The organism is Plantibacter sp. MCCC 1A11337, assembly GCF_013349365.1.
In the GTDB taxonomy this organism is placed as follows: Bacteria; Actinomycetota; Actinomycetes; order Actinomycetales; family Microbacteriaceae; genus Plantibacter; species Plantibacter flavus_A.
Genome location: NZ_JABJWX010000008.1, coordinates 1 through 25,519, shown reverse-complemented (window position 1 = coordinate 25,519; position 25,519 = coordinate 1). Strand labels below are relative to the sequence as shown.

Sequence of the window (25,519 nt, the reverse complement as noted above, 5' to 3'; positions counted from 1 at the left end):
ATGCGCCCCGGCCCCGCATCGCGCACCTGGTCCGCCCTGATCGGCGGCGGCCTGAGCATCGGGCTCCTCCTCGCCTCCGTCGGACTCGACGCAGGGACCGCGACGGCCGATCAGGCCTCGTCTGCCGTCGTGGACTCGCCGGCGGCGACCACTGCATTCCCGTCGGGAGCCGACCCGATCGCCGCCGAAGCCGTCGTCACCCCGGTGGATGCCGACACCGTCTCCGTCGCGTGGCCGGCCTCGGTCGACCCGGCGACGAGCACACAGGACGGCACCGCGGCGACGCTCCTCGTCCTGGTCCTGCCCCCGGTCGATCCGGAGGCTCCGGCTGCGCCGGTCGGCCCGATCGCGGTCCTGCAGCCGTCCGCCGAGCGGGACCCCGACGCCGACGCAGCCGCACTCGCGGCCGGCCTGCCCATCCTCCAGACGGCAGAGCCCGTCGATGTCGGCACCACAGCCGGCGGATCGGCCGCCGCCCGAGTGTCCGGCCTCCAGCCCGCCACGGACTACCGCTTCGCCCTGCGCACGGTCCCGACTGATCCCGCCCTCCTCGCCGCGAGCGCGTCGCCACTGGCCGAGTCCGTCGCGACCCGTGCGGCGACGCCCGCCCCCGCCGCCGAGGAGCCGCCCACCGACGACGAGGCACCCCCGGCCGGACCACAGCCGAGCGCGACACCCGAGGAGGCCGTTCCGACGCCGAGCGGCCCGACCGAGCCGCCCGAGGCCCCGACCGCCGATGCGACGCCGACCCCCGAAGCGGACTCCGCCGGACGCGCCGCCGCCGTTCCGGGCACACCTGAGACGCCCAAGGGATCACCGGCCGGAGCCGGCACGATCGAGGTCTCCTGGCCGGCGGTCGCCTCGGGCGCACCCGTCGTCACCTACACCGTCACGGTCCTGCGCGACGGCTCGGTCGTTCGCACGATCCCGGGTATCGACCCGCTCGTCGCCGGGACGACCACGCTCGTCACCGGGCTGCTCGCCGACACGGTGTACACCTTCACCGTCGTCGCCGTCGGCGCCGACGGACCGAGTGGGTCCTCATCCGCATCCGCTCCGGTGACGACGGCGAAAGGCGCACCGTCCGCTCCCACGCAGGCCACCGTCGTCGGACTGCTCGACGACCCGCTCGGCCTCGTGGCGAGCTGGACCCCTCCGGTGTCCGACGGCGGCTACGCGATCACCGGCTACACCGTGGAACTCTTCACCGGCAGCACGGTCAACCTCACCAACCTCGTGAGCCGGACAGCGGTCCCGGCGGACCGCACGCGACTGGAACTGCCTCGCATCGGCATCGTGGGCTCGTCGCTGAGTGTCCGCGTCATCGCGTCGAACGGCGCGGGCGACACCGCCTCATCGCTCAGCGCGCCGGCCCGTGTCGACGCGACAGCTCCCCTGACCACACGCGTCGCCACACCGACCGTGACCGAGGAGCCGACACCCGGTTCGTTGCGTGTGACGTGGACGGCTCCAGCCGGGACGACGGCCTCGACGGCATACCTGCTCCGCGTCGCGGCCGCCGACGGCGTGTCCGCCGCCATGACCGCCGCCGTGATCGACCTCGGCGGCGACTTCGCCGCAGCTGGACCGCTCGAGGCGGTCGTGGACAACCCGGCGCCAGGACGCCGCGTGTCCGTCCAGGTCACGGCGTTCGAGACCGCCTCCCTCGCCGGTCTGATCCCGACGACCTACCGGACGACCTCCCTGCGGAGCGTGGCCGTCGAGACGAGCGGCTCGTCCACGCCGCAGCAAGCCACCCCGCCACGTTCCGTCACGAGCGGCGACGTCGACAGCATCTCGGTCGACGGCTCGACGATCGGCGTGACGGCCGGGAACGGTGCTGCGATCACCGCGTTCGACCTCCTGGTCTTCCAAGCGGGTTCCGCTGAGCCTGTGGCGACGACCCGCGTCGACGCGATCCCCTCGATCGACGACCCGGCCCTGCTCACCCACGAGCCGACGACGGTCGCCGGATTGCAGGCGGACACCGCTTACACCGTCCGCGCCCGCGCCGTGAACGCCGCCGGCCCCGGTCCGATGTCCGCGGCGAGCGCCCTCGTCGTCACCCTCGCCGTCCGACCACCCGGCTCGGTCCCGCCCAGCTGGACCTCGCTCGCAGCGTTGCGCGCCGCCGTCGAGCGAGGCTCGGTCACCGGTCTCGACGCCGCCCAGGCAGCCCTCCCCGCGACCGTCGAGCCGACGAGCACCCTCGAGCCGTCCTTCGCCTGGCCGGATTCCACCGGCGCCCCGGGCGGAGAGGTCTGGCTGTTCGGTTCGGCGACCGACGATCGGGCCCCCGTCCATCTCGGCGCCTTCTCCGTGACGGCCGGCACTGCCAGCGCGTCCGTCACGATCGGCCAGCTCGTGGACGGGGCGTACGCACTCGCCTTCGTCCCGACCGAGGGTCGCGCGGTGGCGGTCTGGCTCGAGGTCGTCTCCGACGAGGGCGGTCCGACGAGGGTGGACGACACGGTCCTCCGATGGGGCTTCAGCAACGAGGCCAACAACGGCGCCTTCTTCGGCGGCTGCAACTTCCTCACCGCCGGGCATGTGCCCGACGTCGGTTCCGGCGCGATCATCGACGAGAGCCGGTATCGCGCACAGGACGGTCCCGTCCGCATCGAGAAGCCGAACGCCGGCGGGGCGTACGAGCTCGCGAGCTTCGCCACCAGATGCCTCGACCGCTCGGGCAGCACGGTCGACTCGAACGTGACGAGCGCCTTCACGGATTCGCAGCTCGTCATCGTCGGCGGTTCCGGCACCGTCGATCCGTCGACGAACAGCGGAACCATCAGCTGGACCGGCGACTTCTCGGTCGCGTTCTACGGTGGGCTCACTTACTGGAACGGCTCGAACCCGACCCTCACCGTCGTCGACGGTGTCGGAACCCTCACCGCCACCGCGAGCGGCTTCGGCACCGACATGGCCGATCAGACGAAGTGGACGCCGATCCCGCCGCGCGAGATCGCACTCGCGACGCTCACCGGGGTGACGATGCGCAGTGACGGCTTCACCGTGTCGCCCGACTACCTCGGCGTGGACATCGCGCAGGGTGACCAGGCGGCGAAGACCGCGGCCAACGCCGCCTACTGGGGGTCCTTCCCGCAGAGCTTCATCGACTTCCAACAGCTCACCGGGCAGTTCTCCTACTGGTTCACGAGCGGCGGGCGCCAGGATCCGGGCAAGGTCGCACTCCCACTGACCGTCGGGTTCGACGCGTCCACCTTCGTGGCCGTCCCACCCGCGGGAGCCCCGACGGCCGCAGCACCCGACCTCGTCCCTGAGGCCAAGCGGTCGCCGTTCGCACTGCGGGCACCCGGTGCGCCGGCCCCGGCCGCGGCGGTCGGTGCCGCGCCACAGGTGACCGAGGTCGTGACGGTCGTCCAGCGAGGCGGCGCTCCGGCACCCGCGTCGCAGGTGGTCCCGTTGTTCATCGCCCTCCTCGCACTGCTGGGCGGGGTCACCGTCGTCGCGGCCGCAGGTGGCGGACTGATCGCCTCCGGCGTGGTGAGACCCTGACGGACGTCAGGACGCGGCGAAGCGGGCGTGCACCCGGGAGGACACGGTGATGTCCTCCGGCTTGAGGTCGAGGGCGGTGTCGCCGGCAGGAGCCGCGGCCCCGCGCATCATCGGTGCCGCGGCCTGACTCGACGGCGAGCGGGTGTCGTCGCCCAACATGCCGGGTTCCGCCAGGGCGACCGGCCGCACGGCGCCGAGCCCGAGGCTCCTGGCGTAGGCGGTCGCGCGGTCCACGGCGTCGCGGACGGCGTTGTGCTGAGCCTCGGCCGTGATGCGGTGCTTCGTCGCCTCGGTGAGCGCCCAGGTGACACCCGTCACCGTGACGCCGTCCTGGGTCGCGATCTCCTCGGCCCAGCGGGCCAATGCCTGCAGGTCGGCGAACTTGACCTCGAGCGCGACCGTCGCGTGGTGCACGAGCGGCAACTGCTTCCCGTCCTTGTTCCACGGCCGCTCGCTCCACACCCGCAAGCGATCGGCCGACCACCAGGTCACGGCCGACTGTGCGCGGAACTGCTCCGCCGCCTGACTGAGCGCACGGTGCAGTGCGGTGGTGTGGGAGACGACGGGCTCACGTTCCGGCCCCTGGAACCCCGCCGAGATGAGGACGGTCCCACGTTCGGCCGGGTGGTGGTAGTCGAAGCGGCCCTCGACGGTGATGATCGTTTCACTCATACCCGGCACTCTATCCCGCGACGGCGGCTACGCTCTGGACCATGACGGACGGCGGAACCTGGGCGGATCGACGACATGGACGACGGGGGAACGAGTACGGTCCAGCCAGTCGGGGACTCCCGCCGGGCGATGTGGAGACCGTCGCGAAGTACCTCAAAGAGCGCGTCTACGCGACCTTCACCGGCCTCGCGATCGTCCTCGTGCTGGCGGCGAACGTGGAGCACCACGACGCGCCCGACGCGCTCTTCTCGCTCGTCATCGGCGTGGTCGGCATCACCCTCGCCGGCCTGGTCGCCGAGATGATCGCGCACCTCGCCGCCCACGGTGCGTTCCCCGACGAGCGCGGGTGGCACTCCATGCTCCGGATCGCCTGGGGCTCGCTGCTCACCGTCGCGACCCCCACCATCCTGCTCGTGCTCGCCGTGTTCGACGTCATGGAGGTCGAGACCTCCCTCCGCGTGTCCGCGATCGTCTACCTCGTCACCCTCGGGCTCAGCGGGTGGGTCGCCGTCCGGCGCGCGCGGCTGTCCGTCTGGCAGCAGCTCATCGCGCTCGCGGCCCTCGTGCTCCTGGGGGTCCTCGTCATCGGCGTGCAGGTCCTGGCCCACGGCTGAATCGCGGACGCGGGCTCGGCCCCGTCGGAAATGTCGGCGCGGTCGACGACGTTGAGGAGCACGTGAGCACTCCGGAGACCGTCGACGTCGTCGTGATCGGCGCGGGTCAAGCCGGGCTGTCGGCCGCGTACCACCTGCATCGCCGCGGATTCGTCCCGCTGGGCACCGCCGAGGGCGCGACCGCAGCACGCACCTTCGTCGTCCTCGACGCGAACGACGCCCCGGGCGGTGCCTGGCAGCACCGATGGCGGTCGCTCACCATGTCGACCGTCAACGGGATCTACGACCTGCCCGGCATGCCGAAGCCCGAGCTCGATCCCGCGTCGCCGAGTGTCGACGTCATCCCGCCGTACTTCGCGGCGTTCGAGGAGCGTTTCGCCCTCGCGGTCCGCCGCCCGGTGCAGGTCCGCGCCGTCCGCCGCGAGGACGACGACCCGCACGGTCGACTCCTCGTCGAGACCGCGGCGAGCGCCGACTCCTCGGGCGCCGACTCCCCCGCCGCCGTGTTCCGGGCGCGGGCGGTCGTGAACGCGACGGGCACGTGGACGAAACCGTTCTGGCCCGCGTACCCGGGGCGGGAGCGCTTCGCCGGACGCCAGCTGCACGTGGCCGACTACGTCTCAGCTGACGAGTTCCGCGGCCAGCGCGTCGTCGTCGTGGGTGCCGGCATCTCCGCCATCCAACTGCTCGAGGAGATCTCGCGGGTGGCGGACACGGTGTGGATGACGCGACGCGAACCGGAATGGGTGGAGGACGACTTCGACACCGCCGCGCGGGTGGAGGCGATCAAGGGCGTCGAGGAACGCGTGCGCCAGGGCCTCCCGCCGGGCAGCGTGATCTCCGTGACGGGGATGCACTGGACGCCGTGGGCGCGGGCGGCCGAAGCGCGCGGTGTCCTGGTGCGTCAGCCGATGTTCCGCCGGATCGAGGAGCACGGCGTGGTTCTCGCCGACGGTTCTTTCCTCCCGGTCGACGCCATCCTCTGGGCCACCGGGTTCCGGGCGGCGCTCGACCACCTCGCACCGCTCGGCATCCGGCTGCCCGGGGGCGGCATCCGGATCGACGGCACCAGGGCGGCCGACGAGCCGCGCGTGCACCTGATCGGGTACGGCCCCTCAGCCTCGACGGTCGGCGCGAACCGGGCCGGGAGGGCGGCGGTCCTGGCGATCCTCGCCGACCTCGACGCCACCGTCGCCCTCCCTCAGCACTGACCCCGTCACTGCACCGGCACGGGGATGGGCACCGCGGGAGCCCGCTCGGAGCGCACGAAGCCGATCCCCAGCAGGATGCACACCCCGCCGAGGAGCTGCGCGAGCGACAACTGCTCCCCCAGGAGGATCCAGGCGAACCCGGTCGCCGCGACCACTTCGAGGAGGCCCGCGAACGACGCGAGTCGGGAGCCGAGCATCTGACTCGCGGTGATACTCGCCGCATAGGCGACCGCTGTCGACACCACCCCGACGAACAGGAGCGGCACCCACCAGGCGACGTCGGTGCCGAGCACCGTGACGTCGGCGTCGGAGGTCGTGAAGGGCACGCCGACGAGCCCGGCGAGCCACAGACTGAGTGCCCCGATGAGCAGACCGATGGCGGCGAACGCCACCGGAGGCAACCCCTTCGCCGGCCGCGCCGAGATGACGTAGTACGCGGCGCAGCCCACCATCGCGAGGATGGCGAACAGCAGACCGACCGGGTCGAGCGTCGAGCCACCGCTCGGAGCGACGACGAGCACGAGCCCGACGAGCGACACGACGGAACCGACGAGGACGACCGTCGCGGGACGACGTCGGGTCAGCACCCACGCGACGGCGACGAGCAGCAGCGGCGCCATGTACTCGACGAGGATCGCGGTCCCGACGGCGATGGTCTGCAGCGCCGCGAAGTAGACGAGCTGCGTCGCCGCCACCCCGATGAGGCCCATACCGAGGAGTCGCCAGCGGCCACGCCAGACCGCGTCCCAGCGACCGCGCAGTGCGATGAGGGCGAACGGGGCGAGCACCAGGCCACCGATCAGGGCGCGGACGGTGACCGCGGCAGCGGGGCTCCACCCCGACGCGAGCACCGGTTTGATGAACGCTCCGGAGGTGCCGAACGCGACCGCCGCGAGCACCGCGACGAGCAGACCGACCGTGGTCGAGGACGTGTGCTTCATGGGTGTCTCCAGCTGCCGCGAGTAGGGCCGGCGGAAGAGGTGGACGCCCGGCTGAGATGAAGCTACTCTCGGAGAGAGTAAGGAGTCAACTTGCGTTTTGCCCCTGACACCGAGGATGCGCTGCACTTCGCCGCGCTGCTCGTGAACACCCGCGCATCGGCGTCCCGCAGCGGTGGCGACGAACTCGCGGCACCGCCGCAGCTCGTGGAGCTCCTGCGCGTCAGTCGGTACTCGGGTCGGGTCGACGGCGACGAGCCCGAGCGGGCCGCAGTGGCTGCACTCCGAGAGCGGATCCACGCGCTCTGGGCCTCCGACGCTGACGCCCCGGACACCCGCGACCGGGCCGTCGCCGAGATCAACGCGATGCTCCGGGAGTCAGCCGCGCTCCCCCAACTGCGCCGCCACGACGGCTTCGACTGGCACCTCCACGCCACCGAGTTCGACGCACCGCTCGTCGATCGCGTCCAGACCGAGATCGCCATGGCACTCGTCGACGTCGTCCGGTCCGACGCCTGGGACCGCCTGCGGCTCTGCGCCGCCGACGACTGCGACGGCCTGCTCGTCGACCTGTCCCGCAACGGTTCGAAGCGCTACTGCTCCGTCCGCTGCAGCAACCGCGTCAACACGATCGCCTTCCGCGCGAGAGCGCAGTAGCGGGCATCACCAGACCCGGATGACGACCATCACTGCGATCTCGTCACATCCCAGAGGTGGTGCACCGGGTCATGGATGAAGTAGCGGCCGAGGGTCTCGGTCGTGAAGCGCGCGCCGTCGCTCCGGCGGCCCGTCCGCGCGAGCGCGTCGTCCGGCACCCGCTCGAACGCTGCGGCGAGCACCGTCGCGGCCTCGACCAGTTCCGCGGAGACCCGTTTCGGGTCCTGCTCGCCGTAGCGCTCCTCGAGAGCCGTCGCATCCTGGTCCCAGTTCTCGAACGCGGGATCGTCCTCGTCGAGGACGAGCCGCAACCGGACGTCGAAGATGCGGAACACGTCCCGCACGTGGGCCGCGTACTCCAGCGGCGACCAGGTCCGCGGGTCGGGCCGCTCCCGGACGTCGGCACGCTCCAGCACCGCCGGCCACGCGGCGGCGTTCGCCAGGATCAACCCGGGGAGGTCCCGGAAGCCGAACCGCGAGGTGTCCATCCCGCACTCGGAGCAGGCGCGCTCGAGGACCCAGGTCCAGTTCTTCGTGTCCGGGACGATGGTGTCGCCGTCGGGGGTGTTCGTCGTCATGGGTTCACTCTAGGAAGCGGCATGGCCCAGCACCCTCGCGAAAGCGTCATCGTGCCGCGATCCGCCGCCACCGTCCGCTGGCGGCGCCGCGCCGATGCCTCCGTTACCCGGCGGGGGCGACCGGCGGGGCGCAGACCATCGCCGAGGCGGCGAGCTGCTCCGCCATCTGCTGCTCGGACCACGGGAGTGCGATCTCGGGGGCCTTCTGCCCGCTCGCCGGTGCCGCCTTCGCACCGATCGAGGCGAGCTGCATCGCGAGCGTCTGCGCGAAGCCCGCACCGAGCGTCGAGTTGTTCAGCATGACGACGACCGTCAAGCCGGAGGTCGGGTCGGAGAAGGCCGCCGAGAGCGACCCGGGGATCGACCCGGCCTGCCCCCGGAGCGGACCGATCTGCAACCCGCCCACGCCGAAGCTCTTCCAGGTCGGCTCAGCCTCACCCAGCGAGACGGGGTCCTTCCACTGCTTCTTGTACGTGCTGTCGTTCAGCAGCGAGCCGGACGCGAAGGACTGGGTGAACTTCCGCAGATCGTCGACCGAGGAGACGACGCCACCGGCGGTCCACACCATCGAGGTCGACAGCTCGGTCTCGTCCGTCGGTGCGTCGCACTGGTAGGTGCCGTCCGCGATCCGCGGCGTCAGGTACCCCTTGGGGTGCGATCCCGGAAGCTCGACCGTGGAGGCGTCGGGGAAGCTGGACTTCGACATGCCGAGCGGCGAGAAGACGTAGTGGTCGTACAGGGACTGCCAGGACTGACCGGTCAGCTCCTCGAGCGCCATGCCGAGCAGGATGTAGCCGGTGTCACTCGAACCGAAGAGCGCCCCCGGAGCCGTCCGCGTACCGCTCGCGAGCCCGTTCGCGAGGATCTCGGCCATCGACCAGTTGCGGGTCGGGTTGGTGACGAACTGGGCGTTGAGCGCGGGCGTGTAGGTGCCGAGCCCCGACGTGCCATTGCACAGCTGCTGGTAGGTGATGCCCTCGATGCCCTGCACCTGCGGGAGGGTCTTGTGGACCTGGTCGGTGAGCTTGATCTTGCCCTCGTCGACGAGCTCGAGGAGCACCGTGCAGGTCATCGGGCGCGTGGTGTCGCCGATGCGGTAGACCATGGACGGATCCATCTTGGTCTTGCCACCCGGCTCGGTCGTGCCGACGCCGGCCGTGAAGCTCCCGGCCCACGGCGCCCAGACGCCGACGATGGCACCGGAGGATCCGGACTGGGTGACGGCGGCCTCGACCGCCGCCGTGATGGCGTCGGTCGTGTCGCCCGCGAGCGTGCCGCTGACCTGGTCGGGGAAGTCGGTATCGGACACCGAGGGGCCCGAGCAGCCGACGAGTACCGTCGCGAGGGTCGCCGCGGTGAGGAGTGCGGCGAGACGCCGGCGCCTCGGAGCTGTTGCAGTCAAGTCATCCCCCTGATGAGCGGTCTGCGGAGCTGCAGACTGTTCCCGATTGTAACCGGGCGCGGCTGAGAGCTGCGGTCGCACGCCGCGTGCCGGTCACACGGGCGGCGGACCTGGTGCGGGGCCCGTCGATGGTGTTCCCTGGAGAGGTGACCTCGAACGCCTTCCCGCAGACCACCGTCGACGCCGTCCTGGCGCACATGAACGGCGATCACCCCGACGACAACGTGCTCATCGTGCGAGCCTTCCTGGAACCAACGGCCGAGGCCGCCACCATGATCTCGCTGGACGGGACGGGTGGCGAATGGACCTGGACGGTCGACGGCACCGCCGCGGGTGGGCGGGTGCCCTGGCCCGCCGGCGCGATCACCGAGCGCGGCGAGATCCGACGCGAGGTCGTCGCCCTCTACGACGCCGCGTGCGCCCGTCTGGGCGTGGAGCCACGCCCGCACGACTGAGCGACGGCCACCCCTCGGCCGTCGACCTCGGACGACGGCCTCAGGTGACCAAACCGTCGACGCCCGCACCTCCGAACTCCTCAACGCCCCGGGACGACTCGCGGCACGAAGGATCAGGAGGCATTCCCATGCGTCATTCACCCAACCGGCTCCTCGCCGCCGTCTTCGGCGCGGTCTACGTGGTCGTCGGACTCCTCGGCGGGATCGTCGCCGGCGGCCTGCCGTTCCTCACCACCGAGGGCGGTCTCCTGCTCGGGATCTTCGAGGTCAACCCGCTGCACAACATCGCGCACGTCCTCATCGGGGCGGCCCTGCTCATCGCCGGGCTCTCGAACGTCGTCGCGGCCAAGACCGTCAACACGGTGATCGGTGGGTTCTACCTCCTGCTCGGTGTCGTCGGATTCTTCATCGTGGGCTCCGCGCTCAACATCCTCGCGCTCAACACGGCCGACCACTTCCTCCACCTCGCGAGCGCCGTGGTGCTGCTCGGCGCCGGGCTGGCCGCGGACAAGCGCGCGCACCGGGCGGCGACGGCCTGACATGTCGGTCTCCGTCGAACGGCAGGACGCCCGGACGGGTGAGGACGACGCGATCCGCTCCGGCACGACGTCGATCTCGAACTGTCTGCTCGCGATGTGCGCACTCGGCGCCGGTCTCGTGTTGATCGCGACCGGCGCCGGGTCCTCTCCCGTGGGTGCGATCCCGCTCGTCGCCCTCGGCGTCGCCGCACTGCTCTGGTCCGTCGTGGTCCTCGTCCGTGACCGGGTGCCGGGCCTCCGTGCGTCCTTCGCCGGCGCGGTGGGCGCGGTGGTCGTCTGGGTGGCGCTCTACGGACTCGCCTCCCTCGGCGTCACGACCGTGCCGCCGTTCCTGCCGACCCTCTCGTCCACGGTGTTGCTGCTCTTGGTCGCCGGGGTGCTCGCGCGGCGACTCCGGCGGGTCACCCTCGCATCGACGGCGCCGGACGAACTCGAGCTCGACGCCCTGGTGACGCGCGCGAGCCGTCGGCCGCATCGCGAGCCGAGCACCGGACGGTACGTGTTCACCCTGCTCGTCGGGGCGGCGTTCGTGGCGGCCCTCACCACACCGGCGCTGGCGCAGACCAACGCCGGTGCGTTCGCGGTCCCGCACGGTTCCCTGCACAGCAGCCACTGATTCCCTCCACAGCGACAGATCCACCCTCCCGTTCAGGAGCCCGGCCCGTTACACTTAGGTAACCCTTACCGAGCCAGCCGACGCGGAGTCCGACATGAGCACTGTGATCCCCTTCTCCGAGGCCCTGCGCGAGCGCACGTCCTCCGGCCACTCCTCCAGCGAGGGGGCGGACTTCATGAGCGACCTCATGACCGGGAAGGGTTCGAAGGAGGACTACATCGCCCTCGTCGCGCAGCACTTCTTCATCTACGAGGCCCTCGAGGCCGCCGCCGACCGCATGCGCGCCGATGCCGTCGCCGCTCCGTTCATCAGCGACAAGCTGACGCGGCTCCCCGCCATCGTGCAGGACCTCGAGTTCCTCATCGGTCCGGACTGGCGCGAACAGATCACCCCGCTCCCCACCACCGCCCGGTACGTGGCACGGATCAACGAGGTCGGCGCCGTCTGGCCCGGCGGCTTCGTCGCGCACCACTACACCCGGTACCTCGGCGACCTCTCGGGCGGGCAGATCATCCGCACGCTCATGCAGCGCCAGTTCGGCTTCGACACCAACGGCGTCGGCTTCTACCTCTTCGGCGACATCGCGAAGCCGCGCGAATTCAAGGACACCTACCGCGAGCAGCTCGACGCCGTCCCGTGGGACGACGAGGAGCAGGCCCGCGTGATCGACGAGGTCATGGTGGCGTACCGCTTCAACACCGACCTCTTCCGTGACCTCGCGACCGCGAAGGCCGCAGCGACCGCCATCGCCTGATCCGTCCCTCTCAGCCCTCGGCCGGGTGCAGCGCTGCCCGCGAAGCACCCCTCCCGCGGCTCGCCTGCGCGGCGTAGCATCTCGGGCATGGACGTCATCCTCGTACCCGGCTTCTGGCTGGACGCATCCTCGTGGAGTGCGGTCACACCCCCGCTCGAAGCGGCAGGCCATCGGGTCCGACCACTCACGCTCCCCGGGCTCGAGAGCGTCACTGCCGACCGCGCCGGCATCGGCCTCCGCGACCACGTCGACGCCGTGGTCGCCGAGATCGACGCCGGCGCCGAGCCCGTCGTGCTCGTCGGGCATTCCGGCGGCGGCGCCATCATCTCCGCCGCGATCGACGCCCGCCCTGACCGCGTCGTCCGCGCCGTGTACGTCGACTCGGGTCCGCTCGCCGACGGCGCGTGCATCAACGAGGAACTCCCCTCGTCGGGTTCCGACATCCCGCTGCCCGACTGGACGGTGTTCGACGCAGAGGACCTCGTCGACCTGGACGACGAGCTCCGTGAACAGTTCCGGGCCAGAGCCGTCCCGCAACCGAAGGGCGTCGCCGTCGACCGACAGCAGCTCTCCGACGACGACCGTCGCCTGTCCGTCCCGGCGACCGTGGTCGCGTGCGAGTTCTCCTCGGAGATGCTGCGCGGCCTGATGGAACAGGGACACCCGTACGTCGCGGAACTGGCACGGCTGCACGACGTCGAGTTCGTCGACCTCCCGACGGGTCACTGGCCGCAGTTCACGAAGCCGGCGGAACTCGGCGCGATCCTCCTCCGGGCCGTCGATCGCACCTGACGACGGTCCACCCTCGACCAGGCCGGTCAGCGCGAGGCGTCGACGGGCGCTCAGGTCATGAGGTACGCGAGCGGCAGGATGCCGAGAATCGCGACGAAGATCAGTGCCAGCACGGCGTACACGGCGATCTGCGCGCCGCGTCCCTTGATGACCGCCTGCCCCCGCGGTGCGAGCGAGCCCGAGACCCACTGCTGCGCCGGGGCGATGTAGTCGAGCGTCGGCGCCTCACCGGGGTGCAGCAGGTAGTCGGCGCGGCCGAACTCCCACAGCCACGCCATCGAGCACGAGACCTGCACGGGCCGGTCGGCCGGCACAGTGAACTGCGACGGTCCCCAGCTCGGGCGATGCTCGAAGCCGTCGATGCGGACCACGAGTGGGATGAACCCCCAGTATCCGGCGAACGGTGGCTTGCTGGCGTTCAGCTCGAGCGTGCGCCAGGCGGTGATCGGACCGGGCTGCGGCCAGCCCTGCTGCATGGGATGCGTCATAACCGACAATCGTAGGGTCACCGACCCCGTTCGTTCGCCCCTTTTCGGGCGACGGAGCGCCGATTCGCCCGACAATGGGCGAACGGACGCTACTGCCCCGACATGAACCGCTTCACGTCGGTGTCGACGATGATGTCGCTCGGGCGCAGCGGCCGGGAGAGGTAGAGGCCGTCGAGCGTCGAGATGCGGCTGAGCGCGACGTAGCTCTGCCCCGGGCTGAACGCGCGGCTGCCCAGGTCGACGATCGCGCGGTCGTAGGTCTTGCCCTGCGACTTGTGGATGGTGACCGCCCACGCGAGCCGCAACGGGAACTGGGTGAACTCGGCCACGATGTCGCGCTTCAGCTGCTTCGTCACCGAGGAGTAGGAGTACTTGTACTTCTCCCACGTCGCCGGTTCGACCTCGAACTGCTCGCCGTCGACCTCGACCCAGACGGTGGAGTCGATCTTCACCACGGTCCCGAGCGTGCCGTTCACCCAGCGACGCTCGCTGTCGTTGCGGAGGAACATGACCTGCGCACCGACTTTGAGGTCGAGCGCCTCGTCGGCGGGGAACGCCCGCCCGCCGAAGTCGCCCGAGACCTCCGCGTTGGCGGTGAGCGGCTTGCCGTCGAGCTTGGCGAGCGCCGCCTTGTTGATGCGGTCGACGGTGTCGTTACGGCTCGCGAGGGTGATGACGCCGTCCTCCGGTGGGGTCCTGGCGCCCATGCCGTTCAGCCGGCCGGCCATCTCGGCGGTGACCTGGCCGTGCCGGACACCGTTGAGGAGGTACTTGAACTCGGCCTCGTGCTGGCGGTGGATCTCCGTGAGCTCGACGAGCTGCAGCGGCGTCTCGGACCACACCTTGGCGTCGAAGAACCAGAACGAGCGGTAGGTGTCGGCGATGTACGCCCGTTCCTCGAGGCTGCCCGGCACGGGAGCGAGCTGGTACGGGTCGCCGAAGAGCACGATCTGCACACCGCCGAACGGCTCGCGCGGCCGCTGCCGGGCCTGCCGGAGGCTCCGGTCCATCGCGTCCATGAGGTCGGCGCTCACCATGGAGACCTCATCGATGACCAGGGTGTCGATGGAGTTGAGCAGCTTGCGGGTCTGATCGTTCTGGTCGATCGTGTGGTCGGCGATGAGCCCGATCGGCAGGCGGAACAGCGAGTGGATCGTCTGGCCGCCGACGTTCAGCGCGGCGACACCGGTCGGGGCGCAGATGGCCAGCTGCTTCGAGGTGTTCCAGGCGAGGTGGTTGAGGAGCGTCGACTTCCCGGTGCCCGCTCGCCCCGTCACGAACAGGTGCTCGCGGGTGCTCTCGATGCGGTCGAAGACGGCTTGCTGCTCGGCGGAGAGGGCTACGCTCATGATGCTTCGGTTCCCTCCCGTTTTCGCCCTCCAATCCTATGCGAGGTGCCCGCCTAGGATGTCAGGATGAGCCATGTCGCGACACGTGGGGAGCTGCGACGCCCGGGAACGGTGCGCGGTGCGCTCGTCCGCGCCGTCGTGCTGTGGCTCTGCATCGCGGCACTGCTCGTCGCGGCCATCGTCTCCGCCTGGTCGGCCGTCGCCCGCGACGTCTACGGCGCCGGTTCCTTCGCGCGCGGGTACCTCGACGCCCTCGCAGACGACGACGCCGCGACCGCGCTCGCCTTGCCAGGAGTCGCCCTGAGCTCCGCCGAACTCGCCGACGCGGGCCTGCCGGCCGACAGCTCGGACGCCCTGCTCCGGAGCGAGGCGCTCGGCACGATCGAGGACGTGCGCCTCGTCTCCGACGTCACGACCGCCTCGGGCGCCCACGAGGTGACCTTCTCGTACCGACTCGCGGGTCAGCCGCACCGCACGGCGTTCTCGATCACGAGCGGCGAGCGCACCTTCGGGCTGTTCCCGTCGTGGCGCTTCGAGACGAGCCCGTTGAGCGTCGTCCAGCTGACCGTCGCACACACGACCGGGTTCCGGGCGAACGGCTTCGAGCTCGACACCCGCCGCGTCGCGGAGGGGACCGAGGGGGCCTTCACCTCCACCATCCCGCTCCTCACCTTCACGCCGGGCAGTGTCGACTTCGACGTCGACACCACCTACCTGGCGGCTTCGGTGGAGACGGCGACGACGACCGAGGTCGCAAGCGTCGTCGACGCCGAGGTGACCGCGAGTGCCACCTCGGACTTCGTCGGGGAGGTCCAGACGCAGATCGACGGTTACCTCGACAACTGCGCCACGCAACAGGTCCTCCAGCCCACCGGATGCCCGTTCGGCATGGTGATCCGCGATCGCGTGGACGACCTACCGGTGTGGTCCATCGCGGCCTACCCCGTGGTGGCGGTCCAGCCGGGCGACAACGGTTGGCAGATGCCGGCGACGGCCGGAGCCGCGCACCTCGTCGTCGACGTGAAGTCACTGTTCGACGGCACGGTCTCGACCCTCGACGAGGACGTCCCGTTCACGTTGTCGGCCTTCGTGACGATCCGCGACGACGGCTCCCTCTACATCGACCTCCGCTGAAGCCCGCGAACTGTCACTTCAGCACAGTCCGACTCCCTCACACTGTTCCGGAGTGACAGTTCGCGGGCTAGGAGCGGGTGTCGTTGGCCGCCATGCGCGCGAGACGCTCGTTGTACTCGTTGAGCTCCGCGTCGTTCGTGCGGTCCGCGTTGCGATCGAGTCGCTTCTGGTCCTTCGCGTCGCTCTTGCTCCACGAGATCGCGACGGCGACGGCGAGCGCCAGGGTCGGGATCTCGCCGACGCTCCAGGCGATCCCGCCGCCCGTCTGCTGGTCGAGGAGCGGCACCTGCCCCCAGGTCCGCCCCATCGCCCCGAACCAGTCGGCGAGGAACAGCCCGGTCGAGGAGATGATCGCCAGCCCGAAGAACGCGTGGAACGCCATCGTCGCGAAGAGCAGCAGCAACCGCATCGGGTACGGCAGGCGGTACGGGACCGGGTCGATGCCGATGAGCGACTGCACGAAGAGGTAGCCGGTGATGAGGAAGTGCACGACCATCCACTCGTGACCGATGTGATCCTCCATCGACCAGCGGAACAGCGGCGTGTAGTAGAACACCCAGAGCGATCCGGCGAAGAGCACCGCGGTGACGATCGGGTTCGAGATGATCCCCGCGAACTTCGAGTGCACGGCCAGGAGTATCCACTCCCGACCCCCTCGGGAGTCGTCGGAGCGCTTCCGCACCGCCCGCGCGAGCAGCGTGACCGGAGCTCCGGGGACGAGGAGCACGGGGACGAGCATGGTGAGGCCCATGTGCCCGAGCATGTGCACGCTGAAGAGGTACGGCTGGTAGACGTTGATGCCGCCGCAGGTGAGGTAGAAGAGCACGAGCAGCCCGAGGACCCAGCTGACGGTGCGCAGGATCGGCCAGGAGTCGCCACGGCGGTGCAGACGGACGACGCCCGCGATGTAGAAGAAGATGCCGAAGGCGCAGGCCAGCAGCCACAGGAGGTCGATGTTCCACTCGGTGAAGTAGCGGGAGAAGGTCAGTTCCGGCGGCAGTTCCTCACCGGTGAGCAGGACCGCTGGTGTCGGCGCGGTCGGCACGGTCTGGTCGACCGGCGGGGCCGTCTTGGCGAGGGCTGCAGCGGCACCGGAGGCGATGCCCATGAACCCGAGCTCGAGGGCGACCAGCCACCAGAAGGTGCCGGTGCGGCCCGCGGGGGTGTCCGCGCGCGCAGCGGCGGAGCGCTCGATGCGGCCGATGAGCACCCGACGCTGCAGCGCGCCGAACAGGCCGAGCGCAAGCAGCGCGAAGACCTTGACGAGGACGAGGATGCCGTACGGGGTGCCCAGGCGGTCGAGCGAGCCGATGCGCAGCTCAGCACTCACGTATCCGGAGACCGCCACGACGACGAAGGACACGAGCGCCACGGTCGAGTACCGCATGAGCACGGGGGCGAGCCGGCCGTCTTCGAGGGTCTTGCGGATGAAGACGAGCGTGAGCAGACCGCCGAGCCAGATGGCGGCGAACACGAGGTGCAGGCCGAGTGCGGTGACGGCGGCGTTGTGCCCGCTCGCCTCGGCGGAGTGACCCTGCTGGGCCATCGGCAGCAGCGACACGAGGGACAGCCCGAAGACGAACACGAGCACCGTGTGGTTGCGGACGGCGAAGCAGAGCACCGTGACGGCCGCGGCGATGAGGGTCGTCTGCAGCCAGGCCTGACCCGACTCGATCCCGGTGAAGAAGAGGCTGAGCTTCGCACCGAACGCGTCGTCGAAGGTGAGCGGCACCTGCGTGACGTTCAGGAAGGTGAAGAAGCCCGTCACGCCGGACGCGACGGTGAAGACCGCGGCGCCGGCTGCGGCGACGTCGAGCGCCGCGCCGTACTCGCGCCGGTCCGGGCTGAGCGCCCAGCAGGCCATGAGCAACGCGCCGATGGTGACGGCGGCGCTCAGGTTGACGAGCAGTTGTGCGATCGGGAGCCCCCACCGCACCACGGCGCCGGGATCGCCCAGGAGTTGCGCATCCGCTCCACCGCCGAAGGCCAGACCCGCGAGGAGGGTCGCCACAGCCACGAGGAGCAGGAGGGCAGGACCCGCGAGGCGGACGACACGATTCACGCTGCAAGCCTACGCGGCGCTGCTGGGAACCCCGACCGCAGCGGGATCAGCCGGCGCTCGGTCCCTGAACCGAACCACCGGTCCCTGAGCCGAACCACCGGTCCCTGAACCGGACCACCGGTCCCTGAGCCGAACCCACGGCCCCTGAGCCTGTCGAACGGCGCCGCTCACGCCCGGACGAGCAGCGTCGAGGAGCCGTCTTCGAGCCGCCGCACCTCGATGCGTTCGCCGATGCGCTGCTTCATCTCCTCGACGTGGCTGACGACGCCGACGACGCGGCCGCCGGCAGAGAGCCGACCGAGCTCGGCCATCACGGTGTCGAGCGTCTCGGGGTCGAGACTGCCGAATCCTTCGTCGACGAAGAGCGTGCCGAGCTCGACACCGCCGGCCTCGCCCGTCACGACGTCCGCCAGCCCGAGTGCGAGGCAGAGCGAGGCGTAGAACGTCTCACCACCGGACAGCGACTTCGGATCGCGACGCCGGTCGGTCCGGTGATCGTGGACCGTGAGCGACAACCCGACGCGCTGGCTGCGGGAGGGTCCTTCCTTGACGTCGCTGCGGACGAGCTCGTAGCGCCCGCCGGACATCGACTCCAGGCGCGCGTTCGCCGCCGCCACGACATCCTCGAAGCGGCGCAGGAGGACGTAGGTGCCGAGGGTGACCTTCGTGCTGTTCTCGCTACCGGTGGCGGACACCACGTCGGCGAGGCGGACGACGGCCGCGGCCTCGCGGACCGCGTCGGCGTTCTCGTCGGCCGCCTCGGCGAGTGCCGTGCAGGCGGCAGCCGCGTTGGCCGCTCGTCGCGCGGAGACGGCGGCCGCTGCCGTCGCGGTGCCTGCCGCCGCCTCGGCGTCGGCCAGTCGTCGGGCCGTCGCTTCGACGTCGGGGGCGGCGGTACCGGCGACGCCGGCGAGAGCCGGGCTCGCGAGTGCTTCCGCGTTGGCGGTCGTGTGACGCAGGTGATCGGCCACCCGCGCCTCGGCGCTCGCCCGTTCGACCCCGTTCATGGCTGCGGCTTCCGCGGCCGCGCGGTCGGCGAACCCGGCCCGCTCGAGTGCCGCCTCCAGCTCGACCGCGCGCTCGGCGTCACGCAGGCGCCGGTCCGCGACGGTCGCTCGTGCCGCCGCGAGCAGCGAGAGCGAGGAGAGCTCGGACTCCAGCATCGCGTCGAGCTCGGCGAGTGAAGCCGCTCGGCCGGCGAGGACACCGGCCACCTCGGCGCGGGCCTGCTCGTGGGCGCGCTGCGCGGCGGCGAGCCGCTCGGTCAGTGTCGCCCGAGTGGCGGTGCGTTCCGACACCGCGACCACGCCGGCCAGGTGCTCGTCCGCGAGGCGCCCGGCCTCCACGACCTCGGCGTCCGCCTGCTCGGCGGCGACCACGGCTTCCGCGTACTGCCGATCGGCCTCCGCTGCGGCCGCATCGACGGCCGCGCGTGCAGCGACCGGGTCGAAGCCGGTGGTCGCCGCCGTCGACGCGTCGGACGAGCCGGTCACAGCCACGTCGCTCGGGTCGTCGGCCAGCGCGGCGAACTGCTCGACGAGGCGGTGACGCTCCGCCCGAGCGATGTCCCGGGCGTTCTGCGCCGACTGCATCCTCGCCTCGGCATCGGCCCGCGCGACGGATGCCGCTTCGACCGCGTCCGCGTCGGGGTGGTCTCCGTCGAGCACCGCGGGCGCCGGATGGCTCAGCGAGCCGCAGACGCTGCACGGCTCGCCGTCCCGCAAGCCGGTGGCGAGTTCACCCGCCATACCCTCGATCCTCCGGAGGCGCAGCGACGTCTCGACGTCGATCGCCGCCTTCGCGGCCGTGGCGGCCTCGGTGACCTCGTCGGCGAGCCCCGCGAGGCGTTCGTCTGCCGCGTCCACCCGATCCAGCACCGCACGGCGTTCAGCCGCGCGCTCGACGGACCGGGCGGCCCTGGCCGACTCGGTGGCCGCACGCGAGGCGCGCTCCGGTGCCGAGCCGAGCGCTGTCCGGCGGGCGTCCCGTCGCGTCTGTTCCGCTGCAAGCTCGGCGAGCCGTTCGTCGACGGTCGCGAGCTCCCCGGCGAGTGCTGCGAGCGCGCGTTCGCGATCGGTGTCGGCGGCTTCGAGGACGAGCACGGCCGCCATCGACGCCCGCTCGACGGTGAGGGATTGGCGGCGCGCGGTGACGGACGCGTCGTCGAGTGCAATGATCGCCTCGTCGGCCTGCTCCTCCATCGCGGCGAGCGACGCGACGGCGTCCTCGAGCGCCACCGATGCCGTGGCCGCTCCGGCGAGCGCGGACGCCACGGTGTCCGCCCGAGCCGCTGCCGCGATCCGTTCGGAGAGCCGCGCGACCGGTTCGTCGTCCACCGAGAGCAGCTCGCGCTCGGTCAGCAGCTCCGCGCGACGTTCGATGGACGCGAGCAGCGTCTGGGCCGCGGCGTGTTCGGCGCGAGCGCGTTCCAGGGCGACCCGAGCAGCGCCAGCGGTCGAGGCATCGGCGGCGGCGTGGCGCTCGAGGACGGCGACGATACGCGTGGCGTCACCGGCGAGGTCTTCGGAACCGGGTTCGAGCGGGACCGCGAGGGTCGCGACGTCAGGGTCTGGGTCGGGCTCCGCAGTCGCGGTGTCGCCTGGCTCGGCATCGACTCTCGAGGGAGCGTCCATCCCGGCCGGGGTGTCCGCTCCCCCGCCCGCGACGAGTTCCCGTGCGTCGTCGAGTTCGGCCGCTCCCGCGAACCGGGCGATCGCGCGGCCCAGCGCTTCTCGTGCCCCTTCGATGTCCCGCTGGGCCTGCCGTCGCTGCTCGACGAGGTGCTTGGCGACCCGCTCGTAGTGCTCCGTCCCGAACAGGGACCGGAGGAGTTCGCTGCGCTCCTCACCGCCGGCGGCGAGGAACTTCGCGAACTCGCCCTGCGGGAGGACGATCGTCTGGACGAACTGCTCCCGGGTGAGACCGACGATCCGACTGATCTCGGGACCGATCTCCTGCGCGCGGGTCGACAGGGTCTCTCCGGCCAGTGCGTCGGGATCGGTCAGGCGGACGAGGGTGGCGCTCGCCTGCTGCGGTGTGAAGCCGGCACCGCGCTGCTTCGGCCGCTGGTAGGCCGGCGTCCGCCGCACCCGGTACACGCCGGATCCGGTCTCGAACACGAGTTCCACGAACGGTTCCGTCCCGGGCTGCGCGTGGTGGGAGTGGAGGCGGTCCTTGCTGGCCCCGGTACCGGCGAGTTCGCCGTACAGCCCGAACACGATGGCGTCGATGATCGTGGATTTGCCGGCGCCGGTCGGTCCCTCCAGGAGGAACAGACCAGCCCGCCCGAGTTCGACGAAGTCGATGGTGTGCTCACCGGCGTACGGCCCGATGGCCTGCAGCGTCAGTCGGTGCAGTCGCATCAGGCGCTCACCTCTGCGGCGAGTGCCGCCTCGTTCGCCGCCGCGATGAGCTCTCGCTCGCGAGTGGTCGCCGGTGCACCCGTCGCGTACTCGATGAACTCCGCGGTGACCTCGACCGGATCGGAGACCGCCGTGACGGCTGCGGCGCGCGCTTCCTCGGAGCGGTTCGCCGGCGCGTGCGACCAGACGAGCAGGTGCGGGAAGCGTCGGGTCAGCGTCGCGTACAGCTCCGGCGGCCGGACGTCGTCGGTGACCGTGGCGCGCACCCAGGCGTCGACGGCGTCGTCTCCCGCGGGGCCCTGCAGCTCCGCGAGGGTTCCGATGACGTCGACGAGCCGACGCGGCACCGGCGCCGGCAGCAGCTCCAGGTGCACGGAGCCGTCGGCGGCGAGGTCGACCAGCACGCTCGACTTCACCTGGTTGCGTTCGGAGAAGGAGTAGGCGAGCGGCGACCCGGAGTACCGCATGCGGTCGACGCCCGTCACGGCCCCGACGCGCTGCGCACCGTGGAGGTGGCCGAGCGCGACGTAGTCGAAGTCGTCGAACAGCTGGGCGGGCACCGCATCGACCCCGCCGATCCGGATGTCGCGTTCGCTGTCGCTCGCGAGACCACCGATGACGAAGGCGTGCGCGGCCACGACCGACCGGACCGCTCCCTGCTCGCGGCGCTGCGCGAGATCGGCTCGGACGCTCGCGAGGGCTGCACCCATGACGGCGGCGTGCGACCGCGCGAGCGGCTGGTCGTCCGGGGAGAGCACCCCTCGTGCGGTGTCGGGGTCGAGGTAGGGCAGCGGGTAGAAGGCGACGGGCCCGTGTTCGTCCTCCACCAGGACCGGTTCGCCGATGCGGGCGAGGTCGGCTCTGATGTCGATCCCGTCGCGCAGCATGGCGGCCCCGAAGCCGAGCCGGATGGCCGAATCGTGGTTGCCCGGGGCGAGGATGACGCGGGTGCGGCCCGCCAGCCGCCCGAGCGACTCCGACAGCAGCGTCACCGCCTCGACCGGCGGGATGGCGCGGTCGTAGATGTCGCCGGCGACGAGGAGGACGTCGACCTCGTGGTCCACGACCGTCTGCTCGAGGTGCACGAGGAAGTCGCGTTGGAAGGGGAGCAGGTCGACCCCGTGCAGCGAACGGCCGAGGTGCCAGTCCGAGGTGTGGAGGATCCGCATGACAGCAATGCTAGGCCGAGCCGCCGACACCTCGCCGCGCCCCGGACGGCACCCGGACGAACGACAGCAGGGCGTCGCTCTCGCGACGCCCTGCTGTGTGGTCTGGACCGACGGAGTGTCTCCGCGGTCCGAGTCCGTGCGGGCTCGCGCCCGCGACGACTTACTTGACGGAAGCCTTGAGCTTCGAGCCGGCGGTCACCTTGACGCGCTTGCCGGCCGGGATCTGGATCTCGGCGCCGGTCTGCGGGTTGCGGCCCGTGCGAGCGGCGGTGTCGGTCTGCTCGAAGGCGATCCAACCCGGGATCGAGACCTTGCCGCCCGTGGCGACGGTCTCAGCGACGGTGGTGAACAGCGCGTCGACAACGCTGCCGACGGTCGCCTGGCTCTGGCCGGTCGATGCGGCGATGGCGGCGACGAGTTCGGTCTTGTTCAAATTTGCCATTGTGAGGGTCCTCCTCGGACGTTGCTGCAACGTACAGCTGATGTGTTGGTAGCGAAGGTGTCGCTGATACGGCACCAACTGGTCGGTGTGACCGCCTCGAATGTAGCAGCAATCCGCGAGATTTCGCGGATTTCTCCGCTCTACGCGGACAATCGGGCCTGCGTGTCGGTCGTTTCCCAGCTGGGAGCCGTCGGTGCGAGCGCTCAGCGGACCCCGATGACGCTGTGCCCGGCCGCCCGCGACAGCAACCACGCCTCGATCGTCGGGAAGAGGGTCAGGACGGCGATCGCGAGGAACGCGAACTGATACGGCAGCAGCTGGCCGCCACCGACCCCGTCCTCGAGGGAGAATCCGGTCGTCAGGAGGATCGCCCCGACGGCGACACCGAAGCCGCTCGCGACCTGTTGCAGGGTCGAGTTGAGCGTGTTCGCCCGAGACATCGCAGGGGGTTCGACGTCGGCGAACGTGATGGTGTTGTACGCCGTGAAGCCGATCGACCGGGCGACCCCGCTGACGAAGAGCAGCATCGCCGTCAGCACGATCGACGTGTCAGCGGTGAGGAACGCCATCCCGGCCATGCACAGGACCCCGATCAGGTTCGACGACACGAGCACCAGACGGAATCCGAACCGCCGCAGCATCCAGGTCGTCGCCGGTTTGATCGCGAGGTTGCCGGCGAAGAGGAAGAGCACCATCGATCCCGCCTGCACCGGTGTCCAGCCGAACGCGTCCTGGAACAGCAGCGGCAGGAGGAAGGGGACGGCGCTGATCGTGAGTCGGTAGACGCTGCCGCCAGCGTTGGCCAGACGGAAGGTCTCGATCCGCAGCGAGCGGAGATCGACGAACGGGTGCGGCGCACGGAACAGGTGTCGGATCGCGAGGGCGAGCAGGACGACACCTGCCAGGAGCGACCCGATGAACCACCGGGCGTCGAACCCGGCTCCGGACACCAGGGACGCCGCCACCAGGAGCGACGCCAGCCCGACACAGGCGAGGGACAGGCCGAGCCAGTCGAGCGGCGGCACCTCGTCGGCGGCGAAGTCGGGGACGATGTGGAGCGCCACGACGAAGGCGACGACACCGATCGGCACGTTGATGAGGAAGATCCAGTGCCAGGAGGCGTACTGGGTGATGACCCCACCGAGGAACGGCGCGATGATCGGGGCGGCGAGGGCGGGCCACGTCAGGAGGGCGATGGCCTGGATCAACCGCTCCTTGGGCGTCACCCGGAGCACGGCCAGCCGGCCGACCGGCACCATCAACGCCCCGCCGACGCCTTGGAGCACCCGGAAGCCGACGAGCATCAGCAGGCTCGAGCTCAAGGCACACATCACGGAGGCGATCGTGAACACCGCGATCGCCAGCGCGAAGATGCGCTTGGCACCGAACCGGTCCGTCAGCCAACCGCTGACGGGGATGAGGACGGCCACCGTGAGTAGGAATGCGGTGACGGCGAGCCCGACGGCCGTTGACGAGGTCCCGAGGTCGCGCGCGATGCTCGGTGCGGCTGTGGTGAGGATCGTCCCGTCGAGGTTCTCCATGAAGAAGCAGCCTGCGACTAGGAGGGCGATGGCTCGTTGCGTGCGGACGTCCAGCAGCGCCTCCTCGATGGATGTGGGAACCGTTCGATCCTTGCAGCTGTCGCCGACGACGCGAAAGGGCCGTCCGCGATGCGGACGGCCCTTTCGGTGTTGCGATGCTGTGTCAGCGGAATGTGAGCTCCGACTGAGCGGGTGCTACCAGCTCGACTTGCGGACGCCGGGCAGTTCGCCCTTGTGCGCCATGTCGCGGAAGCGAACGCGGCTGATGCCGAACTTCGAGAGGTTGCCTCGCGGGCGGCCGTCGATCGCGTCGCGGTTGCGAAGGCGAACCGGCGAAGCGTTGCGAGGAAGCTTCTGGAGGCCGAGGCGAGCTGCTTCACGCGACTCGTCGGTCCCGGCGGGGTCGACGAGGGCCTTCTTCAGCTCGGCGCGCTTCGTGGCGTAGCGGTCGACGATAACCTTGCGCTGCTCGTTACGGGCGATCTTGCTCTTCTTAGCCATGTTTAGCGCTCCTCTCGGAATTCAACGTGCTTGCGCACTACGGGGTCGTACTTCTTGAGCACGAGACGGTCTGGGTTGTTGCGACGGTTCTTCTTGGTCACGTACGTGTAACCGGTACCAGCCGTCGAACGGAGCTTGATGATTGGACGGACGTCCTGCTGCTTAGCCATTAGATCTTCACCCCACGAGCGAGAATGTCCTTGACGACGGATTCGATGCCACGGGCGTCGATCACCTTGATGCCCTTGGCGGACACCTTGAGGGTGACGTTACGACGCAGCGAGGGCACGTAGTAGGTCTTCTTCTGCACGTTCGGGTCGAAGCGGCGCTTCGTGCGACGGTGCGAGTGCGAGATGTTGTGACCGAAGCCGGGAACGGCTCCTGTCACCTGGCACACTGCTGCCATAGTAGTTTCTCCTTCATTACCGCAGGGCGACTGCCCTGCCCAAGATCTCTTGTCGGCGTGCGCGATCCCGGTCTGCGTGAGCGGTGGGGGATCGTGGACACGATGTGGACATGGAGCGTCCACACCAAGGGTCAAGCGTACGCTGTGACCAGGCGTTTTGCAAATTCGTGTTTCTCGTACTGAACGCGCTGTGCGTGTTAACGCAAAATGGCCACCCAAGAACCTTGGGTGGCCATTTCAACGAAGAAGTCCGGCGGTGTCCTACTCTCCCACAGGGTCCCCCCTGCAGTACCATCGGCGCAAAGAGTCTTAGCTTCC

The 25,519-nt window shown here is 70.4% G+C and carries 23 protein-coding genes and 1 pseudogene; 10 read left to right on the top strand and 14 right to left on the bottom strand.

Going from position 1 to position 25,519, the window contains the following annotated elements:
• Positions 1-3,519: a fibronectin type III domain-containing protein gene (locus HOW07_RS19040; protein WP_254628501.1), complete on the top strand. Its 3,519-nt coding sequence runs from the start codon at positions 1-3 to the stop codon at positions 3,517-3,519.
• A 6-nt stretch (positions 3,520-3,525) separates the two neighbouring features.
• Here the strand turns inward: HOW07_RS19040 and HOW07_RS19035 are convergent, their stop codons facing one another.
• Complete coding sequence (locus tag HOW07_RS19035) at positions 3,526-4,191, bottom strand: SIMPL domain-containing protein (protein ID WP_071260753.1); 666 nt, start codon at positions 4,189-4,191, stop codon at positions 3,526-3,528.
• Between the two features lie 41 nt (positions 4,192-4,232).
• Between HOW07_RS19035 and HOW07_RS19575 the strand changes: the two genes are divergently transcribed.
• Positions 4,233-4,805, top strand: coding sequence for a hypothetical protein (locus tag HOW07_RS19575; RefSeq protein WP_231884305.1), 573 nt, complete (start codon positions 4,233-4,235; stop codon positions 4,803-4,805).
• A gap of 62 nt (positions 4,806-4,867) precedes the next feature.
• The gene (locus HOW07_RS19570; RefSeq protein WP_240555591.1) at positions 4,868-6,016 is read left to right on the top strand and encodes an NAD(P)-binding domain-containing protein; all 1,149 of its coding nucleotides are present in this window, start codon (positions 4,868-4,870) and stop codon (positions 6,014-6,016) included.
• 5 nt (positions 6,017-6,021) lie between these two features.
• Here HOW07_RS19570 and HOW07_RS19025 read toward each other — a convergent pair whose 3' ends face one another.
• A complete protein-coding gene (locus tag HOW07_RS19025) occupies positions 6,022-6,957 on the bottom strand; it encodes a DMT family transporter (protein WP_064294775.1) in 936 nt (311 codons plus the stop codon).
• A gap of 90 nt (positions 6,958-7,047) precedes the next feature.
• Here HOW07_RS19025 and HOW07_RS19020 point away from each other — a divergent pair, with 90 nt between their 5' ends.
• Entirely contained in the window at positions 7,048-7,611 is a 564-nt protein-coding gene (locus HOW07_RS19020) for an ABATE domain-containing protein (RefSeq protein WP_121289472.1), read from the top strand.
• Positions 7,612-7,640: 29 nt separating this feature from the next.
• Here HOW07_RS19020 and HOW07_RS19015 read toward each other — a convergent pair whose 3' ends face one another.
• Both HOW07_RS19015 and HOW07_RS19010 read right to left on the bottom strand, forming a co-directional pair.
• Positions 7,641-8,189: a DinB family protein gene (locus HOW07_RS19015; RefSeq protein WP_175118332.1), complete on the bottom strand. Its 549-nt coding sequence runs from the start codon at positions 8,187-8,189 to the stop codon at positions 7,641-7,643.
• 103 nt (positions 8,190-8,292) lie between these two features.
• A complete protein-coding gene (locus tag HOW07_RS19010; RefSeq protein ID WP_158596528.1) occupies positions 8,293-9,591 on the bottom strand; it encodes a serine hydrolase in 1,299 nt (432 codons plus the stop codon).
• Between the two features lie 146 nt (positions 9,592-9,737).
• On the opposite strand from HOW07_RS19010, the gene HOW07_RS19005 reads away from it, so the two are divergent.
• From HOW07_RS19005 to HOW07_RS18985, 5 genes are all read left to right on the top strand, one after another.
• The gene (locus tag HOW07_RS19005) at positions 9,738-10,046 is read left to right on the top strand and encodes a DUF2470 domain-containing protein (protein ID WP_314140491.1); all 309 of its coding nucleotides are present in this window, start codon (positions 9,738-9,740) and stop codon (positions 10,044-10,046) included.
• A gap of 128 nt (positions 10,047-10,174) precedes the next feature.
• On the top strand, positions 10,175-10,585 hold the full coding sequence (locus HOW07_RS19000; RefSeq protein WP_175118330.1) for a DUF4383 domain-containing protein: 411 nt from the start codon (positions 10,175-10,177) through the stop codon (positions 10,583-10,585).
• A 1-nt stretch (position 10,586) separates the two neighbouring features.
• Positions 10,587-11,201: a hypothetical protein gene (locus HOW07_RS18995; protein ID WP_121289478.1), complete on the top strand. Its 615-nt coding sequence runs from the start codon at positions 10,587-10,589 to the stop codon at positions 11,199-11,201.
• Positions 11,202-11,295: 94 nt separating this feature from the next.
• On the top strand, positions 11,296-11,955 hold the full coding sequence (locus HOW07_RS18990) for a heme oxygenase (biliverdin-producing) (RefSeq protein ID WP_175118328.1): 660 nt from the start codon (positions 11,296-11,298) through the stop codon (positions 11,953-11,955).
• A gap of 87 nt (positions 11,956-12,042) precedes the next feature.
• On the top strand, positions 12,043-12,747 hold the full coding sequence (locus HOW07_RS18985) for an alpha/beta fold hydrolase (protein WP_121289482.1): 705 nt from the start codon (positions 12,043-12,045) through the stop codon (positions 12,745-12,747).
• A 50-nt stretch (positions 12,748-12,797) separates the two neighbouring features.
• On the opposite strand, the gene HOW07_RS18980 is transcribed toward HOW07_RS18985, so the two are convergent.
• Both HOW07_RS18980 and HOW07_RS18975 read right to left on the bottom strand, forming a co-directional pair.
• Entirely contained in the window at positions 12,798-13,235 is a 438-nt protein-coding gene (locus tag HOW07_RS18980; protein ID WP_064294767.1) for a hypothetical protein, read from the bottom strand.
• An 89-nt stretch (positions 13,236-13,324) separates the two neighbouring features.
• Positions 13,325-14,584 (bottom strand): ATP-dependent RecD-like DNA helicase, encoded by a 1,260-nt coding sequence (locus tag HOW07_RS18975; RefSeq protein ID WP_217485436.1) that lies wholly within the window; start codon positions 14,582-14,584, stop codon positions 13,325-13,327.
• A gap of 66 nt (positions 14,585-14,650) precedes the next feature.
• Between HOW07_RS18975 and HOW07_RS18970 the strand changes: the two genes are divergently transcribed.
• On the top strand, positions 14,651-15,718 hold the full coding sequence (locus tag HOW07_RS18970; protein ID WP_121289486.1) for a hypothetical protein: 1,068 nt from the start codon (positions 14,651-14,653) through the stop codon (positions 15,716-15,718).
• A 67-nt stretch (positions 15,719-15,785) separates the two neighbouring features.
• Here HOW07_RS18970 and HOW07_RS18965 read toward each other — a convergent pair whose 3' ends face one another.
• The 8 genes and pseudogenes from HOW07_RS18965 to rpmB all read right to left on the bottom strand — a co-directional run bounded on the left by HOW07_RS18965 (position 15,786) and on the right by rpmB (position 25,201).
• Positions 15,786-17,780 carry a cytochrome c oxidase assembly protein gene (locus HOW07_RS18965; protein ID WP_371743725.1) on the bottom strand — a complete coding sequence of 665 codons (1,995 nt, stop codon included), beginning with the start codon at positions 17,778-17,780 and terminating at the stop codon, positions 15,786-15,788.
• A 167-nt stretch (positions 17,781-17,947) separates the two neighbouring features.
• The gene (locus tag HOW07_RS18960; RefSeq protein ID WP_175118326.1) at positions 17,948-21,142 is read right to left on the bottom strand and encodes an AAA family ATPase; all 3,195 of its coding nucleotides are present in this window, start codon (positions 21,140-21,142) and stop codon (positions 17,948-17,950) included.
• Positions 21,142-22,311 (bottom strand): exonuclease SbcCD subunit D, encoded by a 1,170-nt coding sequence (locus tag HOW07_RS18955; RefSeq protein ID WP_175118324.1) that lies wholly within the window; start codon positions 22,309-22,311, stop codon positions 21,142-21,144. The genes HOW07_RS18960 and HOW07_RS18955 overlap by 1 nt, the downstream gene beginning before the upstream one ends.
• A gap of 160 nt (positions 22,312-22,471) precedes the next feature.
• A complete protein-coding gene (locus tag HOW07_RS18950; protein WP_064294762.1) occupies positions 22,472-22,753 on the bottom strand; it encodes an HU family DNA-binding protein in 282 nt (93 codons plus the stop codon).
• A gap of 203 nt (positions 22,754-22,956) precedes the next feature.
• Positions 22,957-24,369 (bottom strand): annotated as a pseudogene (locus HOW07_RS18945) (DHA2 family efflux MFS transporter permease subunit); the annotation flags it as partial.
• Between the two features lie 120 nt (positions 24,370-24,489).
• Positions 24,490-24,795, bottom strand: coding sequence for a 30S ribosomal protein S14 (gene rpsN / locus HOW07_RS18940; RefSeq protein ID WP_064294760.1), 306 nt, complete (start codon positions 24,793-24,795; stop codon positions 24,490-24,492).
• A 2-nt stretch (positions 24,796-24,797) separates the two neighbouring features.
• Positions 24,798-24,965, bottom strand: coding sequence for a 50S ribosomal protein L33 (gene rpmG / locus HOW07_RS18935; RefSeq protein ID WP_056010525.1), 168 nt, complete (start codon positions 24,963-24,965; stop codon positions 24,798-24,800).
• Positions 24,965-25,201: a 50S ribosomal protein L28 gene (rpmB, locus tag HOW07_RS18930; protein WP_056010522.1), complete on the bottom strand. Its 237-nt coding sequence runs from the start codon at positions 25,199-25,201 to the stop codon at positions 24,965-24,967. The genes rpmG and rpmB overlap by 1 nt, the downstream gene beginning before the upstream one ends.
• Between the last annotated feature and the right edge of the window lie 318 nt (positions 25,202-25,519).

Coding starts and splice junctions, on each gene's coding strand:
- HOW07_RS19040 (WP_254628501.1), top strand. CDS start 1: ATGCGCCCCGGCCCCGCATCGCGCACCTGGTCCGCCCTGATCGGCGGC.
- HOW07_RS19035 (WP_071260753.1), bottom strand. CDS start 4,191: ATGAGTGAAACGATCATCACCGTCGAGGGCCGCTTCGACTACCACCAC.
- HOW07_RS19575 (WP_231884305.1), top strand. CDS start 4,233: ATGACGGACGGCGGAACCTGGGCGGATCGACGACATGGACGACGGGGG.
- HOW07_RS19025 (WP_064294775.1), bottom strand. CDS start 6,957: ATGAAGCACACGTCCTCGACCACGGTCGGTCTGCTCGTCGCGGTGCTC.
- HOW07_RS19015 (WP_175118332.1), bottom strand. CDS start 8,189: ATGACGACGAACACCCCCGACGGCGACACCATCGTCCCGGACACGAAG.
- HOW07_RS19000 (WP_175118330.1), top strand. CDS start 10,175: ATGCGTCATTCACCCAACCGGCTCCTCGCCGCCGTCTTCGGCGCGGTC.
- HOW07_RS18995 (WP_121289478.1), top strand. CDS start 10,587: ATGTCGGTCTCCGTCGAACGGCAGGACGCCCGGACGGGTGAGGACGAC.
- HOW07_RS18990 (WP_175118328.1), top strand. CDS start 11,296: ATGAGCACTGTGATCCCCTTCTCCGAGGCCCTGCGCGAGCGCACGTCC.
- HOW07_RS18985 (WP_121289482.1), top strand. CDS start 12,043: ATGGACGTCATCCTCGTACCCGGCTTCTGGCTGGACGCATCCTCGTGG.
- HOW07_RS18980 (WP_064294767.1), bottom strand. CDS start 13,235: ATGACGCATCCCATGCAGCAGGGCTGGCCGCAGCCCGGTCCGATCACC.
- HOW07_RS18975 (WP_217485436.1), bottom strand. CDS start 14,584: ATGAGCGTAGCCCTCTCCGCCGAGCAGCAAGCCGTCTTCGACCGCATC.
- HOW07_RS18970 (WP_121289486.1), top strand. CDS start 14,651: ATGAGCCATGTCGCGACACGTGGGGAGCTGCGACGCCCGGGAACGGTG.
- HOW07_RS18960 (WP_175118326.1), bottom strand. CDS start 21,142: ATGCGACTGCACCGACTGACGCTGCAGGCCATCGGGCCGTACGCCGGT.
- HOW07_RS18955 (WP_175118324.1), bottom strand. CDS start 22,311: ATGCGGATCCTCCACACCTCGGACTGGCACCTCGGCCGTTCGCTGCAC.
- HOW07_RS18950 (WP_064294762.1), bottom strand. CDS start 22,753: ATGGCAAATTTGAACAAGACCGAACTCGTCGCCGCCATCGCCGCATCG.
- rpsN (WP_064294760.1), bottom strand. CDS start 24,795: ATGGCTAAGAAGAGCAAGATCGCCCGTAACGAGCAGCGCAAGGTTATC.
- rpmG (WP_056010525.1), bottom strand. CDS start 24,965: ATGGCTAAGCAGCAGGACGTCCGTCCAATCATCAAGCTCCGTTCGACG.
- rpmB (WP_056010522.1), bottom strand. CDS start 25,201: ATGGCAGCAGTGTGCCAGGTGACAGGAGCCGTTCCCGGCTTCGGTCAC.